Source organism: Bradyrhizobium sp. AZCC 1693, assembly GCF_036924745.1.
GTDB lineage: Bacteria > Pseudomonadota > Alphaproteobacteria > Rhizobiales > Xanthobacteraceae > Bradyrhizobium.
In genome coordinates, this window is sequence record NZ_JAZHSD010000001.1 from 431,682 (window position 1) to 447,517 (window position 15,836).

14 protein-coding genes and 1 pseudogene are annotated in these 15,836 nt (G+C 63.2%); 8 read left to right on the forward strand and 7 right to left on the reverse strand.

Annotated features, from left to right (window positions below):
* Positions 1 to 344: 344 nt before the first annotated feature.
* Together V1293_RS02125 and V1293_RS02130 are read right to left on the reverse strand one after the other, a co-directional pair.
* Positions 345 to 962 carry a GyrI-like domain-containing protein gene (locus tag V1293_RS02125; protein WP_334506277.1) on the reverse strand — a complete coding sequence of 206 codons (618 nt, stop codon included), beginning with the start codon at positions 960 to 962 and terminating at the stop codon, positions 345 to 347.
* Positions 963 to 1,680: 718 nt separating this feature from the next.
* Complete coding sequence (locus tag V1293_RS02130; RefSeq protein ID WP_442894196.1) at positions 1,681 to 2,022, reverse strand: hypothetical protein; 342 nt, start codon at positions 2,020 to 2,022, stop codon at positions 1,681 to 1,683.
* Positions 2,023 to 2,320: 298 nt separating this feature from the next.
* Between V1293_RS02130 and V1293_RS02135 the strand changes: the two genes are divergently transcribed.
* On the forward strand, positions 2,321 to 2,941 hold the full coding sequence (locus V1293_RS02135; RefSeq protein ID WP_334506280.1) for a ParB-like protein: 621 nt from the start codon (positions 2,321 to 2,323) through the stop codon (positions 2,939 to 2,941).
* 10 nt (positions 2,942 to 2,951) lie between these two features.
* Here the strand turns inward: V1293_RS02135 and V1293_RS02140 are convergent, their stop codons facing one another.
* The 3 genes from V1293_RS02140 to V1293_RS02150 all read right to left on the reverse strand — a co-directional run bounded on the left by V1293_RS02140 (position 2,952) and on the right by V1293_RS02150 (position 5,919).
* Complete coding sequence (locus V1293_RS02140) at positions 2,952 to 3,437, reverse strand: MgtC/SapB family protein (RefSeq protein WP_334506282.1); 486 nt, start codon at positions 3,435 to 3,437, stop codon at positions 2,952 to 2,954.
* Between the two features lie 37 nt (positions 3,438 to 3,474).
* Positions 3,475 to 4,053, reverse strand: coding sequence for a peroxidase-related enzyme (locus V1293_RS02145; protein WP_334506283.1), 579 nt, complete (start codon positions 4,051 to 4,053; stop codon positions 3,475 to 3,477).
* Between the two features lie 108 nt (positions 4,054 to 4,161).
* The gene (locus tag V1293_RS02150; RefSeq protein WP_334506285.1) at positions 4,162 to 5,919 is read right to left on the reverse strand and encodes an ATP-binding protein; all 1,758 of its coding nucleotides are present in this window, start codon (positions 5,917 to 5,919) and stop codon (positions 4,162 to 4,164) included.
* Positions 5,920 to 6,569: 650 nt separating this feature from the next.
* Here V1293_RS02150 and V1293_RS02155 point away from each other — a divergent pair.
* Positions 6,570 to 8,321, forward strand: a pseudogene (locus V1293_RS02155) (putative bifunctional diguanylate cyclase/phosphodiesterase); the annotation flags it as partial.
* 95 nt (positions 8,322 to 8,416) lie between these two features.
* Positions 8,417 to 9,676 (forward strand): MFS transporter, encoded by a 1,260-nt coding sequence (locus tag V1293_RS02160; protein WP_334516591.1) that lies wholly within the window; start codon positions 8,417 to 8,419, stop codon positions 9,674 to 9,676.
* A gap of 27 nt (positions 9,677 to 9,703) precedes the next feature.
* Here V1293_RS02160 and V1293_RS02165 read toward each other — a convergent pair whose 3' ends face one another.
* Together V1293_RS02165 and V1293_RS02170 are read right to left on the reverse strand one after the other, a co-directional pair.
* Complete coding sequence (locus tag V1293_RS02165) at positions 9,704 to 10,681, reverse strand: tripartite tricarboxylate transporter substrate binding protein (RefSeq protein WP_442894327.1); 978 nt, start codon at positions 10,679 to 10,681, stop codon at positions 9,704 to 9,706.
* Positions 10,682 to 10,778: 97 nt separating this feature from the next.
* Positions 10,779 to 11,579, reverse strand: a complete 801-nt coding sequence (locus V1293_RS02170; protein ID WP_334506289.1) for a transporter substrate-binding domain-containing protein — start codon at positions 11,577 to 11,579, stop codon at positions 10,779 to 10,781.
* Between the two features lie 120 nt (positions 11,580 to 11,699).
* On the opposite strand from V1293_RS02170, the gene V1293_RS02175 reads away from it, so the two are divergent.
* Genes V1293_RS02175 through V1293_RS02195 form a run of 5 tightly spaced genes read left to right on the forward strand, consistent with a single transcriptional unit; the run spans position 11,700 to position 15,830 of the window.
* On the forward strand, positions 11,700 to 12,425 hold the full coding sequence (locus V1293_RS02175; RefSeq protein ID WP_334506291.1) for a TetR/AcrR family transcriptional regulator: 726 nt from the start codon (positions 11,700 to 11,702) through the stop codon (positions 12,423 to 12,425).
* Between the two features lie 14 nt (positions 12,426 to 12,439).
* Positions 12,440 to 13,342 (forward strand): amidohydrolase family protein, encoded by a 903-nt coding sequence (locus V1293_RS02180; protein ID WP_334506293.1) that lies wholly within the window; start codon positions 12,440 to 12,442, stop codon positions 13,340 to 13,342.
* A gap of 13 nt (positions 13,343 to 13,355) precedes the next feature.
* Entirely contained in the window at positions 13,356 to 14,360 is a 1,005-nt protein-coding gene (locus V1293_RS02185) for a Bug family tripartite tricarboxylate transporter substrate binding protein (protein ID WP_334506294.1), read from the forward strand.
* 55 nt (positions 14,361 to 14,415) lie between these two features.
* The gene (locus tag V1293_RS02190) at positions 14,416 to 15,141 is read left to right on the forward strand and encodes a PIG-L deacetylase family protein (RefSeq protein ID WP_334506296.1); all 726 of its coding nucleotides are present in this window, start codon (positions 14,416 to 14,418) and stop codon (positions 15,139 to 15,141) included.
* Entirely contained in the window at positions 15,138 to 15,830 is a 693-nt protein-coding gene (locus tag V1293_RS02195; protein ID WP_334506298.1) for a 4-carboxy-4-hydroxy-2-oxoadipate aldolase/oxaloacetate decarboxylase, read from the forward strand. The genes V1293_RS02190 and V1293_RS02195 overlap by 4 nt, the downstream gene beginning before the upstream one ends.
* Positions 15,831 to 15,836 lie beyond the last annotated feature (6 nt).

The window sequence follows — 15,836 nt, forward strand, 5'->3', positions numbered from 1 at the left end:
TTAAGCCTTTGATATATTGGAGCTAATCCGGAACGGCTTGGAGGAGGCGGGTGAACGGCCCCGGAAGGCCCTGATCCCCCGGCCGGAGTCGAGTGCCCGTATATCGGAGCGGGCCGCTTAGTTCAATGGAGGCGGCCGTTCCCGTGACATTGGATTTGGGAGCGAAAATGGCGGTTTTTGGTCGCGGGATCAGTGGTGGCACGGTTGTGATCCGGGCCGCAATTGATTGATATCGCTGCCCCCACACATCCTGCGAACGACGCTATCCGCCCTGGGCGCTTAACTCGATTCATTCATGAGCGATGGTTGCAAGCCGCGTTGCCATCGTTCAAAGGGCGTGGCCTTCAGCCGGCGCTTCTGACCGGCTGCCGCAGAATCGTCTTGAGCTTTTCCGGTGGCGTCTTGCGTGGATCGCTCAGATAGATCTCGTGATGTGGCCCTGCAAATGTCACCTCCTTCGCAGGCATAATCTCGTTGTGGAGCCTGGCCAGCGTCGGGCCTTCGTCGTCATAGCTGCCGATATGCAGCGTCTGCAGGCATTGGCCTTCGTCCAACGGCTCAAGGCGTAGCGAGACCGGAGGCTCCCCAAGCTTGTCCCGCGATCTTGCCAGGGCAGCCTCGTACAGGGATCGCTCAATGAAGTCAGGCACCATGATCATCATCGTCCATTGCCACAGATGCTTCCGGCGCTCGACAAAATCGTCGGGATTGTCAGCCCACCAAAGGCCTTCGAGGGGCGGAACGACGTAATCTTTTCCCGACTTGGCTTTGCTGGAAAATTTCATCGCGTAGCTCACGGAATACAGCCACTCGATGGCAGCCTTGTAGGCCGGATCGCGATTGGGGTCGCCTTTTCCGTTGATCTTGACGAATTTCATGACCGGCACGTCGACGGTAGCAAAACTGCCATTAGGCGCGCTGTAGAGCGTTGAGAGCTTCTTCTTGAAATCGATCTTGTCCACGTTCGTCTCTGGTCGGTTATTGGTGCGCTGTGTCCAGGCCCGATGGGTGGAGCGCAGCGAAACCCATCGCCGCCTCAGGCCGCAATTGATTGACATCGCTGCGCTCCAGCCATCCTTGTATCAGCACGACCTGCTAGGGTGTGAGCGTTCCGCAAGGAATGGCCCCGGCCCGGGTGGCCGCCCGGACCGGGCCGCCGATCGTTGGATCGTAACCCATCGAAGCATTGTGAGCTGATCTTCGTAGCAGGATCACGATCGGCATCTTCGTCGAGGCCCGCATTGTTGAATGAGCATCAGGCTCGCATTCAAGGGAGGATCGAGAAGATGAGCAAGCGTAGCATAATTTGCGCCGGCATCGATACTGGCAAGCACAAGCTCGATGTGGCGCTGCATGGGGCGAAGCCCCACGGGCGGATGACCGAGGCTATTCACACGAGACCGCGGGTGCAGCAAGCACCCGGCATTCCCTGCTCCCTCCGATTTCGGGGGGAGGGACAAGTTCATGCAAACCTCGGGCGCAAATGCGCCGCGAGAATGCGGGCGCACACTCGGTCGTCATCACCCGCCAACGGGTCGCGCGAATGCGCGCCCGATGACAGGCTCCGGCAGGTGATCCAGTATTCCAGAGACAGCAGTGATTGAATCGATAGGCCGCAGCGTACTGGATACCCGCCTTCGCGGGTATGACGATCTGATTTGGTGCGACGATCGTGCTTCGCTACCCCTGCGGCGTCACCGAAATCCTGGCACAGTCGCGGCGGCCCATCAGCACGCAGTCCTGGGTCTTGCGCAGATCGGCGATGCTGACCGCAAGCCAGATGCCGATGGCGGTCAACGCCACGGTGAAGGCGAGCGCTGCGACATTGGCGAGCATCCGATGACGGAAATCGTCGCCCTCGTCGCGCGGCCGCTCGTAGCGGGACAGATCGTTCACCGCGGGCGACGTGCTGGTGCTGGGGGGCTTGGCGTTGGGCGTCTTGATGTTAGGCGTCTTGGTCGGATCGGGTTCTTCCCGTCCGCCCGGAGGGTGGGCGGAGGTACGCGGCCGGAACTTGAGCACGACGTGCTCATCGTCCGAAATAAGAGGCCGCTGGGTTTTCACTGCCGCCGATCCGCGAAAAATCCTGCGTCTTTCTTAGCACGTCGGCAGCGTTTCCAACATGAAATGTTGCTGGGCGCGGAGCAGCCATCCATCCGCGCAACGTTTGATGGAACCTGCTGCCGTCGATCGGAAGTCCGTGGCGTCAGGCCGCAAACCTCGGGTCGCGGCCATTTGAGGGCTCGCGCCATCATGGCATGGTAAGCCTTGTTTCTGAGCCATTTTGCGGATTAGGGCACGAAGTACGGGGGGGCAAACGATGGCCAATACGCGCGACCCGATCCTCAAGCCGGTCCCGATCCTGTCACTGCGTCCGACCCAGATGACGGTCGGGCTGCGAGAGGTAAAGGAGAAGCGCAAGCGCTGGCGGGAGCACAAGTCGGAAAAGAAGCGCGCCGAGCTGCTCGGCAAGCACATGATCCCGGTCGTGCTCGGGCCGGATGAGCACCATTACGTCGTCGACCATCATCATCTGGCGCGTGCACTGCATGACGAGGGCGTCGAGCATGTCCTGGTCACGGTCATCGGCGATCTCACCATGGTCGAGCGCGAAGCGTTCTGGACCGTGATGGACCACAGGAGATGGGCCTATCCCTACGACGCCATGGGTGAACGCCGGCACTACGGGGATCTTCCGAAATCGGTGTCCGGGCTCAAGGACGATCCGTTCCGCAGCCTCGCCGGCGAATTGCGCCGCGTCGGCGGCTTTGCAAAGGACATTACCCCGTTCAGCGAATTTCTGTGGGCGGATTTCCTGCGCCACAAGATCTCGCGCAAAAGCGTCGAGGAGAATTTCGACAAGGCGATGGAGAAGGCGCTCGGCTTTGCCAGGAGCAAGGACGCGGTCTATCTGCCAGGCTGGTGCGGACCCGCCGATTAATTAATAGCGGCTACGTCGGTAGTTTGTCCGACGGAGGCGGTTCCTGTGCCGTCTCGTCCTTGCCGCCAAGCCTCTTGTGCAACCAGCGTTCCATTCGGCCGCCAACGGTCAGGATCGCAAACGTGATGGCCAATGCGATCGTGACCAATCGCCATTGTCCGAGACCGCAGACAATTCCGATGCAGGCCGCCAGCCAGGTGCAGGCGGCACTGGTGAGCCCGCGAACCCTGAAATGACGTCCCGCGTGGACAATGACCCCGGCGCCGAGAAAACCGATCCCGGTCAGGATTCCCTGAATCACCCGGCTGCCGGCGTCCGACACGATGTTGGCGTTGTCCGAATGGACCATCACCGTCAGCATGGCCGTCGCAAGGCTGACCAGCCCCAGCGTCTTCAATCCGATCGGCTTTCCCTGCAGATCGCGGTTGAGACCGATCAGGCCGCCCGCGAGCGTGGCGACGCCGAGACGCAATATGATTTCGGTCCACTCCAGCAACGCGGGAAACCTCCGGGCCTCAGGCTAATTCTCAGGGCTATTTCGGCAGCCGCCCCATCATGTAGAATTCGTCGTTCGGGCGCATCGCGGTGACGTTGGCCAACCGGTTCGACAGCGCAAAGAAGGCCGCGATCGCTGCGATATCCCAGATGTCGTCGTCGGAAAAGCCGTGGCCCGCGATCTCGGCGAAATCCGCTTCCGAAACCGTGTTGGCCTCCTGGCTCACCTTCATGGCGAAGTCGAGCATGGCGCGCTGCCGCGGCGTGATGTCGGCCTTGCGGTAGTTGACGGCGATCTGGTCGGCGATGACAGGATTCTTGGCCCGGATGCGCAGGATCGCCCCATGGGCAATCACGCAGTAATGGCACTGGTTGGCGGCGGACGTCGCCACCACGATCATCTCGCGCTCGGCCTTGGAAAGCCCGCTGTCCTTTTCCATCAACGCGTCGTGATAGGCAAAAAAGGCGCGAAACTCGTCAGGACGATAAGCCAGCGTCAGGAAGACGTTCGGGACGAAGCCGGATTTCTCCTGCACCGCGAGGATCCGGGTGCGGATGTCCTCCGGCAGCTTGTCGATGGCGGGCGGCTGAAATCGTTTGGTGGCGGGCTTGCTCATGAAAGGTTCCGGCTTAAGGCCGCGAGGCGGCGTTGCCGGGACCATATAGCGTTTTGGGCTGAGGTGGATACCGGCCCGCGTGAAGAAATCACGCGAGCCTTGCTGCCGTCAGCGCAGCGGCTTTTTCAGGAGCGAGAACCGGTCGGGGTCCAGCCCCATCGAGGGCTGCAGCATCGGCGCTTCCACCGGCGTCATGACGCGGGCGGCAGGCCGGTCGTTGATGCCGGGATCGTTCGGCACGTCGCGGTTCGAGGTGGCGCCGCGCCAGCGGTCCAGCACGGCCGAGACGAAATGCATGTCGTGGCCGGCGGTGACCGACGGCACGGACGCGATGGTGGCTTCGCTGCGCGGCAGTTGGTGGACCGGAACCTCCTTGAAGCGCAGGCGCGTCGGCAGCGCCACGCCTTCGCCGAAGGCCAGCACTTCGCGGGTGCCGAGCGAGGGCACGAACGACAGGAGGTTCGCGGCGGCGTCCGAGACCGCCGAGCGCAACAGCGCCTGGTCGCGGTCGTTGGCAAGCCGCATCGCAAACAGCGTGTTGCACTGGGAGATGATGGTGGCGTCGAGTTCTGCCGGACGCTGGGTGACGAGGCCGAGAAAGACGCCGTATTTGCGGCCCTCCTTGGCGATGCGCGAAACGGCTTTCCGGGTCGGGCCGAAACCGATGTTGCGGTCGGCCGAGGCGTAGCGGTGCGCCTCTTCGCAAACGAACAGCAGCGGCGACACGCCGTCGCTCCACAGGCCGAAATCGAACGCCATGCGGCACAGCACCGACACGACGGAATCGACGACTTCGGCGGGGAAGCCGGCGAGCTGCATAATGGTCATCGGCCGGCCATTGGCGGGCAGGCGGAACAGATGGCTGATCACCTCCGCCATGGTGTCGCCGCCGACATTGGCGTTGTCGAACATGAAGGTGTAGCGCGGATCGTTGCGCACGGTCTCGATGCGCGAAATCAGCTTGTGATAGATGATGCGCGAGGAGCGGTTCTCCAGCTTGCCCATCCGTTCATCGATCAGCGAGATCAGATCGGTCAGCCGGTAGGGCACCGGCGTATCGACGGTGTAGCCGCCCGACTTCTGGTCCATGCGCTTGAGCCCGAGCCGGTCGGAGTTCTGGTACTGGGTGTAGATCCCCTTCGCCATCGGGATGACTTCGGCGAGAACGTCGAGTTCTTCCGGCACGCCTGGACGGCCGCCGAACAGGACGTCCACAATCTCTTCGAAATTGAACAGCCAGAACGGCAGTTTCAGGTTGCGCGGGTTGAGCACCAGCGCACGGTCGCCGAAGCAGCGGCCATACTCGTTGTGGACGTCGAGCAGGAATACCCGCAGGTTCGGCCGGGCTTTAAGAATCTCGTTGAGCAGCAGCGAAACGCTGGTCGATTTGCCGACGCCGGTGGAGCCGAGCACCGCGAAGTGCTTGGAAAGCATCTCCTCGACATCGACATAGGCGATGACGGAACGGTCCTGCTGCAGGGTGCCGACGTTGATCTGGTCCGATCCGCTCGGCGCATAGACGGTGCGGAGGTCCTCGGCGGTAACGAGGTCGACGGCATCGCCGATGGTCGGATAGTTGGTCACGCCGCGCTGAAACTTGGGGCGGTCCCCACCGGAAATCTCGCCGAGCAGGTCGACCGATGCGGTCGCCATGTATTCATCGGAGCTCGGCTGGTTCTCGCACGACACCTCGGTGATCATCGCAATGATGGTGGTGGCGGTCGCACAGCGAATACTGATGAAGCGGCCGACGGTGGCACGCGCTTCGGAGACGGGCATCGGGCCCGCGGCCAGAAGTCCGACCCGGGCGAGGGAGCCACGCACGGAAATCACACGTCCAAAGGATGTCACGGTATTGGATCTCATGAATTGGGGTCTGGCCCCCCATTATGGGCAGCGCCGGCTAGCGAAACGGTTAAACAGGCGGGGTTTCGTATCAGCTAAATCCGCGGCATCTGGGTCAGGATTCGTTTTTGCAGCGGAGTCCCGTCAGCACCGTCGGGTGTCAGTTGCGCTGGAAAATAAGGGCTTTCTTGCATTTCCGGCCATGCGTGACGCCGGCTTCGGATTAATCATTCGTTTACCACCTCGCACGAGAGCCACCGGCCGCCGGGCGCGTCTCGGTAACCTCCGATGCTGGATCGCGGAATGGAGCCAGCACGTGTGCAAGGTAACCGATTGCTAACCGCAAGTTGTAACGCCCCTTCCATTAGTGCTGCGTAACAATATCGCAGGGGGGCGCTTCGGAAGTCCGGGTTCCTTTGCGGGGTTCGATCGCACGCTAACTTTCATCTGGCGCAGCACCTGCCGCCAAACCGGAGCATCTTGGCGGAACACGCGCGGGGGAGGCATCTCGGGTGGACATCGACAGCGGCCAGCAAATGTCGGGCGATGCTGCCGGCCCCGCGCAAGGAGCCGGAGCAATCACGCGGCTTGCGGCATGCTGCGTGCTGCTCGCGACGGCGGTTGTCGGCGACATTGCGACCCTGGAATGGAGTCTTCGCGAACGCCTCCTGCTGGCGCTCGTCGCCGTGCTGGCGGTGGCCGCCGGATTGCTGCTGCGGCGTGACCGGTTGACCGATCAACGGCTGGCGGTGGAGCGGCGCCAGCTCTCGATCGCCGTGAACAACATCCCGCAAGGCCTTGTTCTCTATGATGCATCCGCGCGGATCATCATTTGCAACCAGCCCTATCTCGACATGTTCGGACTATCGCCCGATGTGGCCAAGCCCGGCTGCAGCATGCAGCGGCTGATCGCCCACCGGAAGGAAACCGGATCATTCGACGGCGACGTCGATGCGTTCTGCAACGCGATCATCCAAACGGTGAGGCTCGGCAAAGCGACGCGGCAGCTTACGGAAGCGCCGGGTGGCCGGGCGATCGAGATCATCAACCGGCCGCTGAAAGGCGGCGGATGGGTCGCGACCATCGAAGACATCACCGAGCGCAGGCGCGCGGACGAGAAGATCGCGCATCTGGCGCATTATGACGGTTTGACCGACCTGCCGAACCGGATCCTGTTCCGCGAGCGGTTGGAAGCCTCGCTGAAAGCGATCCGGCCGGGCGAGCAACTGGCAGTGCTCTATATCGACATCGACGAGTTCAAGAGCGTCAACGACGCGCTCGGCCATCCGACCGGCGATGAATTGCTCAAGGGCGTCGCCGAGCGTCTGCGCGGTTGCCTCAAGGAAACCGACGTGGCGGCCCGGCTCGGCGGCGACGAGTTCGCCGTGATTCAAACCGCTATCAAGGATCGTTCGGAAACCGCTCGGCTCGTTGATGAAATCCATTCGGCGATCAGGCAGCCAATGGAATGCATGGGGCACCTGATCACGACCGATGCCAGCATCGGCATCGCACTTGCCCCCGGCGACGGGGCGGACCTCGATCAGTTGTTGAGGAATGCGGACCTCGCGCTCTACGGCGCCAAGGGCGACGGACGGCGAACCTACCGCTTCTTCGAGGCCGGCATGGATCGTCGCGCCCGGGCGCGGCGAAGCCTCGAGCTCGAGCTGCGCCAGGCGATCAGCGATGGCAGCCTCGAGCCCCATTATCAGCCGGTGGTGAATATCGAGGACGGCAAGATCAGTTGCTGCGAGGCGCTGCTGCGGTGGCGGCACCCCGAACGCGGCATGATCTCGCCGGCGGAATTCATCCCGATCGCGGAAGACAGCGGCCTGATCAATCAGCTCGGCCTGTGGGTGCTCAATACCGCCTGCGCCGAGGCCGCCACCTGGCCGGATCATGTTCGCGTCGCGGTCAACGTCTCGCCGGTGCAGTTCAGAAGCCAGTCGCTGGCGCTGAACGTGGCGGCGGCGCTCGCGGCCTGCGGTCTTCCCGCCAGCAGGCTGGAACTCGAGATCACCGAGGCCGTGCTCATTCGCGACGACGAAGCGGCGCTCGACATGCTGCACCAGTTGCGCAAGCTGGGTGTCCGGATCGCGCTGGATGATTTCGGCACCGGCTATTCCTCGCTCAGCTACCTGCAGCGTTTCCCGTTCGACAAGATCAAGATCGATCGCTCCTTCATCAGGGATCTCGCCGGTCCCGGCGCGTCCTCGTCCATCGTTCAGGCGGTGGTGAACATCGCGGCAGCCAGCGACATGACGACGACGGCGGAGGGTGTCGAAACCGAGCAGCAACGGAATCTGCTGTACATCCTCGGCTGCACCGAGATGCAGGGCTATCTGTTCAGCCCCGCGATACCAGCCGCCGAGGTGAGGCGGTTGTTGCTCTCGCACCGCGCCAGGGCCATGTCGGCTGCTTGAAGTCGGCTGCTTGAAACGCCGGGCGCAGCTTGCTATCCAGTTCTGCATAACAAGAAACAGGGCAGGTGGACCGCGATGAATCGCGACAACGCATCTTGAGCGAGCCGGCGCCGCCTTCCGCGCTCGCACCATTCCGCGTCAGGAACTACCGCTTTCAATGGCCGGCCGATCTGCTCACCTCCTGGGCGTTCGAGATGGAAACGCTGATTCTCGGCTGGTACGTGCTGGTCGAGACCGGATCGGTGCTGCTGCTCACCTTGTTTGCCTCGCTCGGCTATGTCGGTACGCTGGTAGCGCCGATGTTCGGCGTTGTCGGCGACCGGATCGGTCACCGTGATTTGCTGGCGATGATGCGCGCGACCTACGCGGTGCTGGCGGCCGTGTTGATGACGCTGGCGCTGTCGGGCCAACTTGCACCGGTCTACGTCTTCATGGTCGCCGCCGTGATGGGCATCGTCCGCCCATCGGACCTCGGCGTGCGCGGTGCGCTGGTCGCGACCATCATGCCGCATGGCCAATTGATCGGCGCGATCAGCATCTCGCGCACGACAATGGATACCGCGCGCATCGCCGGCGCGCTGAGCGGCGCCGGATTGTTTGCCGCGCTCGGCATGGGTCCGGCCTATGTGGCGATCGTCTGCCTTTATATTACCGCCACCGCGCTGACGCTGTGCATCGTGGCCCCGGCAAAGCCGGGCTCCGCGGGCGAGGCCGCCAGCGATGTGCTGAAGGCATCGCCGATGCGCGACCTGAAGGATGGCGTCGCCTATGTCTGGACCACGCCGCGGATGCAGGCCGCGCTGTGGGTGGCGTTCCTCGCCAACCTGACGGCCTATCCGCTCTCCAACGGCCTGCTGCCGTATATCGCCAAGGCGATCTACGGCACCAACCAGACCGGACTTGGTTATCTGTCGGCGAGTTTCGCGATCGGCTCGCTGGCCGGTTCGATCGTGTTGAGCCTGGTCCGCGATCTCCGGGTGGCGCGGCTGATGATCGGCGCCACCGTCGTCTGGTACGCAACCTTGCTGGTGTTTGTGCAGATGCAGACGGTGCCGACCGCGATCATATGCCTGGTGGTGGCGGGCTTCTCGCAAAGCCTGGCCATGATCTCGATCGCCGTTATCCTGATGCGGACCGCGAGCGAGAATTTCCGCGGCCGGGTGATGGGGGTGCGCATGATGGTGATCTACGGCCTGCCGATCGGCCTGTTGGCCGCCGGCAGTCTGATCGACGAGATCGGATTTGCGGCGACCGGAACACTTTACGCGGCGGTCGGCCTGGCCTTGATGCTGGCGGTCATGCTGCACTGGCGCGCTGATCTCTGGCACGTGCACGCGCCGGCGAATGCGCGGTGATCCAACTGGCAAAGTCCGCGCAATCGCTCACTGCACCTTGATATTCGCCTCTTTCAGCACCGGCTCCCACTTCGCGGCCTCCGCGCGCATGAAGGCGTCGAAATCCCTGGGCGAATTGCCGACCGGCGTGGCGCCCATCTTGTCCAACGCCGTGACAACGACCGGATCCTTCAGCGCAGCGGCAAGGTCGGCGTGGATTTTTGCGACCAGGTCAGGCGCCATGCCGGCGGGGCCGAGAAAGCCCCACCAGACCGAGGCGTCGTAGCCGGGGATGCCTGCCTCCGCGATCGTGGGAACGTCAGGCAATGCCTTCGAGCGCTGCGCCGTCGTCACCGCAAGCGCGCGCACCGCATTGCCTTCGAGCTGGCCGACCACTTCGGGCAGCGGATTGACGCTCATCGGAATCTCGCCGGCGATGACGGCGGTCAGCGCAGGGGCGCCGCCCTTGTAGGGGATCGCCTGGATCTTGACCTTGGCCATGTAGTTGAGAAGCTCGCCGGCGAGATGGGCCGAGGTGCCGTTGCCGGACATGCCGTACGATAATGACTCCGGCTTTGCGCGCGCCGTCGCCAGCAACTCCTGCAAATTCTTCACCGGGCTATTCTTGGACACCACGATCGCGAGCGGCGAATAAGCGATCTCGCTGATGGCGGTAAAATCCTTGAAGGTGTCGTAGGGCAGCTTTGGATAGAAGAACTGGTTCAGCGGATGGCCGCTGGCGACCAGGATCAGCGTGTAGCCGTCCGGCGCGGATTGCGTCAGCGCCTGCGAGGCGATGATCCCGCCGGCGCCCGGACGATTTTCGATCACTGGCTGCTGGCCCCAGGTCTTCGACAGCGATTGCCCGAGCGTGCGCGCCAGCACGTCGACGGCGCCGCCGGCGGCGTAGGGCACCAGAATGCGCACGGGCCTGGTCGGGAACGTCTCCGCATGGACGTTGGTGCCGGCCAGCGAAAGCAGGGCGGCGGCGGCGACACTGCGGATGATTGTTCTGCGTGAGGGCATGAAGCGAAATCCTTCCTTGTTGGGCGTATCATTTGATAAATTCATCGGTCCTGCCTCGTTCGCGCGCACCAATTCCCGGCGAAGCAGCGTGGCATCGCTACTCCGCGGCCGAAATCACGGCGCCGCGCAATCCGGCCCGCGCGATCGCGGCCCCCACCACGCCTTCCGACTTCACTTCATTCGTGAACTGGCGGATGAAAGCCATTGCCTGCGCGCGTCCTTTGGGAATGGCGATGGCGTGCCGCTCGATCCCCCAGCGGCCTTCGAGAACTTTCGACCCCGGCAATTTCTCCGCCATTTCGAACAGCGTGGCCTTGTTGGTCGCGTAGGCATTGATCGCGCCGGTCGACATCATCTCGATCGCGACATCGAAGGTGGCGGCGCGAACGACCTGGGCATGCTTGAAGTCGCGCGAAAGGGTGGCGTCGGAGGAACTGCCTGCGGTCACGCCGACGCGCAATCCTGGCGCATCTACCTCCGCCGGCGTTGTCAGCGCGGACCCGCGCGGGACGAGATAGCCGAGCTCGATTTCGAGAAAGGGCGGGCCGAAGTCCATATCCCGCGCCCGCACCGCCGTCGCATTGGTAAAGGCGACATCGACCTCTCCACTTTTAACAGCGGCGAGGACCTCGGCGTTTTTGGCGAACACGACCGGCTCATAGGGGACGCCGAGCCGCCGCGCGAGCGCCTTGCCGAGTTCGTAGCCGACGCCCCGCGGTTCGCCCGAACCGGCATCCGGCAGGATCGAGGTCGGCGTGCCCGGATAGAGCCCGGCCCGCAATACGCCGGATGGCGCCAGTATCAGGCGCGGTTCCGGATCGACCGCGATGGCAGGGGCGATGCCGCACCACGCCAATGCGCCGGTAACGATCAGAAACGCAACGATGATCCGGCGCATCCGGCGACTCTCCCTTGTCATCCCGGCCAGTCGCGGGGGCTGCTCGCCACCCAGATGTTTGTTGACTAGACCTGATATTTTGTACAAACGTACAAAAGTCGAGAGCGGAAAGCAAATGCCATGACGCGAAATCCCAACATGCGGGAAGCCATCCTGAGCGCGGCCGAGCTGTTGTTCTCGACCCGCGGCTTCAATGCCGTGTCGATCCGCGACATCGCGCTGGAAGCCGGCGCCAATCCGGGCAGCATCACCTATCATTTCAAGAGCAAGGACGGCTTGCTGCTCGAAATCTACAAGCGCCATTGCGGTCCCATGAACAAGCGCCGCATCGAGTTGCTGGTGGCGGCACGGCGCGTGCGCGACGTTCAGGACCGGCTGGAGGCGATCGTGCGGGCCTATGTGCAGCCGGCGTTTTCATCCAGCAGCGATCTTGCCGGCGGCGGGGCGCGCTTCACGCGGCTGCGGGCCGTGATGTCGGCCGAAGGCAACGCCGTGGTGGGACGCATCATCGCCGAGATCTTCGACGACACCACCAACGCCTTTATCGAGGCCATCGAGGAAAGCCTGCCGCATCTGCCGCGGACGACGATCGTCTGGCGATCGCAATTCCTGCTCGGCGCACTCTATTATACCCTCGTCAGCCCGGAGCGGGTCACAAGGCTGTCGCGCGGCGAAGCTGATGGCGCCGATATGGCGGAAGCGATCGAGCAACTCGTCGCGTCGACGGTCGCTTCGTTGCAGGCCTCCGACGTTGATCACATCGACAGCGCATCCCCTCGGGTGAAACCGATCCAGCCGCTGGCAAAGGGCGTCGCCGGGAAGCGGAAAGAAAATTCGGCTTCGTGAATAATCGAGACGCCATGAAGCGCGACCAAAGCACTGCAGAAGGCAACATGCACAAGCCGACGATTCCCGGACCCGATCCTGATACGCGAACACCGAAATTCAAGCTCCCGGCGCTGGCGTGCGACGCGCATACCCACATCTTTGGCCCCGGCGACAAATACCCTTACGCGCCCGGACGGCCTTATACGCCGCCCGATGCGCCGCTCGAAGATTTCCAGGCATTGCACAAAAAACTCGGGATCGGCCGCGCCGTCATCGTCAATGCCAGCGTGCACGGCACCGACAACCGGGTGGCGCTTGACGCCATCGCCGTGAGCGATGGAACCTTTCGCGCCGTCGCCAATATCGACGATACCATTGCGGAGCGCGGCCTTCGCGAATTGCATGAGGGGGGCTTTCGTGGCTGCCGCTTCAACTTCGTGCGCCATCTCGGCGGGGTGCCTGACATGAGGGTGTTCCATCGCATCGTCGCGATGGTCGCCCCGCTCGGCTGGCATATCGATCTGCATTTCGACGCGATCGATTTGCCTGAATATGCCGAGATGCTGGCAAAATTGCCGGTGCGTTACACCATCGATCACATGGGGCGCGTCAAGGCATCTGACGGCCTCGACCAGCTTCCGTTCCGGACGCTGATTGACCTGATGACGCGTGACGAGAAATGCTGGGTCAAGGTGTGCGGCTGCGAGCGGGTGTCATCCGGCGGACCACCGTTCCACGACGCGGTGCCGTTCGCGCGGCGTATCATCGAGACCGCGCCCGATCGCGTGATCTGGGGAACCGACTGGCCGCACCCGAACGTCAAGGTGATGCCCAACGACGGCGACCTGGTCGACCTCATTCCGCTGTTTGCGCCGGAGCCCGAGCTGCAGCAGAAGATCCTGGTCGACAATCCGGCGCGGCTGTTCGAGTTTTGAAGGAGCGCATTCGATGGCGGATAAGCGCGAGCGATACACAATGAGCCGGCGCCCCGCCTCGTTCGCCGGGATGGCTGCGCTGGCGGCGGCATTGTTGCTGCCGCAAATCGCCGGCGCGCAAAACTATCCGAACCGGCCGGTGCGGCTGATCCTGCCGTTCGGCGCGGGCGGGGTTGCCGACGTCACGGCGCGGCTCGTTACCGAAAAACTCGGCGAAAAGCTCGGCCAGCGCTTCGTCATCGAGAACATGGCGGGCGCCGGCGGCATCAATGCCGCGCGCGCGGTGCTGTCCGCACCTGCCGACGGCTATACGCTGGCGCTGCTCTCTAACGGCACCGCCATCTCGGTATCGTTGTTCAAGAACCTTGGCTTCAATCCGGTGGCCGACTTCGTGCCGGTGTCGAGCATGGGCTATTTCGACTTCATCTTCGTGACGCAAGCCGGTTCGCCATATCCGACGCTGGCTGAATTCATCAGGGCGGCCAAGGCAAAACCCGGCACGCTCAATGTCGGCACCATCAACGTCGGGTCGACCCAGAATCTTGCGGCGCAATTGTTCAAATCGACCGCCGGTGTCGATGTCACCATCGTGCCGTTCCGCAGCTCGCCGGATGTGCTGATCGCGCTCTTGCGCGGCGATATCCAGATGGCGATCGAGAACTACAGCGCGGTGCAGTCGCATGTTGCCGACAAGGCGGCCATTGCCGTGTCGTCATCGGGGCTCGTCCGCACGTCGTTCCTGCCTGAGGTGCCGACGGTGAAGGAAGCCGGCGGCGGCGATTTCGAGGCGCGGTCGTGGAACGCGATTTTTGCGCCCAAGGGCACGCCGCCGGAGGTTATCGCTACGCTGAACGCCGCGCTGCGCGAGGTGCTCGAGACGCCGGACTTGAAGAAGCGCGCGCTCGATCTCGGCATCGAGGCCAAGGCCAGTTCGCCCGAGGAAATCCTCGACCGGCTCAAGGCCGATATCGACAAGTGGGCGAAAGTGATCGAGCGGGCAGGAATTGCCAAACAATAGTCACGCGGCCGGTGCGGCCGGCCACGTGTACAAATCGAAGAAGGAAATCCCGATCATGAGCAATGCTGGCAAAACGGGCCTGGTGGTCACGGCGCATCCCGGCGATTTCGTCTGGCGCGCGGGCGGCGCGATCGCGCTGCATGTGAAGAAAGGCTATCGCGTCAAGATCGCCTGCCTGTCGTTCGGCGAGCGCGGCGAGAGCCAGTTCGCCTGGAAGGAGGCGGGCGCGACGATGGAGAAGGTCAAGGCCGGACGGCGCGACGAGGCGCAGCGCGCGGCGGAGATGCTGGGTGCGGAAATCGAATTTTTCGACGCCGGCGACTATCCGTTGCGGCTGACGGATAAGCATTTCGACCGCATGGTCGATATCTACCGCGAGCTCAATCCGTCCTTCGTGCTGACCCACGCGCTGGAGGATCCCTATAATTTCGACCATCCGAACGCCGCGCACTTCGCCCAGGAAACCCGCGTGGTCGCGCAGGCGATGGGCCACAAGCCCGGCGCCAAATACACCTATTCCGCGCCGCCGGTGTTCCTGTTCGAACCGCATCAGCCGGAGATGTGCAATTTCACGCCGCAGGTGATCCTCAACATCGACGAGGTCTGGGAGATCAAGCGCAAGACGTTCGAGATTCTGGCCGCGCAAAAGCATCTGTGGGCTTACTATGAGCGGGTCGCGCTGCAGCGGGGCGTGCAGGGCGGCCGCAATACGGGCAAGCCGATGACCTATGGCGAGGCCTATCAGCGGCTGTTCCCGATGGCGATGGAGGAACTGGCATGAAGACGGTCGTCGTCCGCAATATCAAGCGAGCCGATGCTGAGCTCGTCAAACGGCTGGGCGCGCTCGGCGTCGCCACCGCGCATGAGGCCTATGGCCGCTTCGGGTTGATGAAGCCCTATCTGCGCCCGGTGTGGAGCGGGGCCGAGACGGCAGGCACCGCCGTAACCGTGCTGGCGCAGCCCGGCGACAACTGGATGATCCATGTCGCGGTAGAGCAATGCCAGCCCGGCGACATCCTGGTGGTCGGTTGCACCACAGACAATACCGACGGCATGTTCGGCGATCTCTTGGCTACCTCTCTGATGGCGCGCGGCGTCAAGGGACTCATCATCGATGCCGGCGTGCGCGACGCCAAATCGCTTCGTGAAATGGGTTTTCCGGTGTGGTCGAAGGCGATCTCGGCCAAGGGCACGGTGAAGGCAACGCTCGGCGCGGTCAACGTGCCCGTGGTCTGCGCCGGCATCAACGTGGTGCCCGGTGATGCGGTCGTTGCCGACGATGATGGCGTCGTGGTGATCGGGCGCAAGGATGTCGACGACGTGGTTGCGAAGGGCGAGAAGCGCGTTGCCGACGAAGACGGCAAGCGCAAGCAACTCGCCGCGGGCGTACTCGGGCTTGATATGTACAACATGCGCGAGCCGCTGGCGAAGGCCGGCCTGGTCTATGTCGACGAACTGGAGGACGACTGAGGTGGC

What these genes read in the sequence shown, in the direction of transcription:
- V1293_RS02135 (WP_334506280.1), top strand. Translation starts at nt 2,321, where the DNA reads ATGGCCAATACGCGCGACCCGATCCTCAAGCCGGTCCCGATCCTGTCA.
- V1293_RS02145 (WP_334506283.1), bottom strand. Translation starts at nt 4,053, where the DNA reads ATGAGCAAGCCCGCCACCAAACGATTTCAGCCGCCCGCCATCGACAAG.
- V1293_RS02150 (WP_334506285.1), bottom strand. Translation starts at nt 5,919, where the DNA reads ATGAGATCCAATACCGTGACATCCTTTGGACGTGTGATTTCCGTGCGT.
- V1293_RS02165 (WP_442894327.1), bottom strand. Translation starts at nt 10,681, where the DNA reads ATGCCCTCACGCAGAACAATCATCCGCAGTGTCGCCGCCGCCGCCCTG.
- V1293_RS02170 (WP_334506289.1), bottom strand. Translation starts at nt 11,579, where the DNA reads ATGCGCCGGATCATCGTTGCGTTTCTGATCGTTACCGGCGCATTGGCG.
- V1293_RS02175 (WP_334506291.1), top strand. Translation starts at nt 11,700, where the DNA reads ATGACGCGAAATCCCAACATGCGGGAAGCCATCCTGAGCGCGGCCGAG.
- V1293_RS02180 (WP_334506293.1), top strand. Translation starts at nt 12,440, where the DNA reads ATGAAGCGCGACCAAAGCACTGCAGAAGGCAACATGCACAAGCCGACG.
- V1293_RS02185 (WP_334506294.1), top strand. Translation starts at nt 13,356, where the DNA reads ATGGCGGATAAGCGCGAGCGATACACAATGAGCCGGCGCCCCGCCTCG.
- V1293_RS02190 (WP_334506296.1), top strand. Translation starts at nt 14,416, where the DNA reads ATGAGCAATGCTGGCAAAACGGGCCTGGTGGTCACGGCGCATCCCGGC.
- V1293_RS02195 (WP_334506298.1), top strand. Translation starts at nt 15,138, where the DNA reads ATGAAGACGGTCGTCGTCCGCAATATCAAGCGAGCCGATGCTGAGCTC.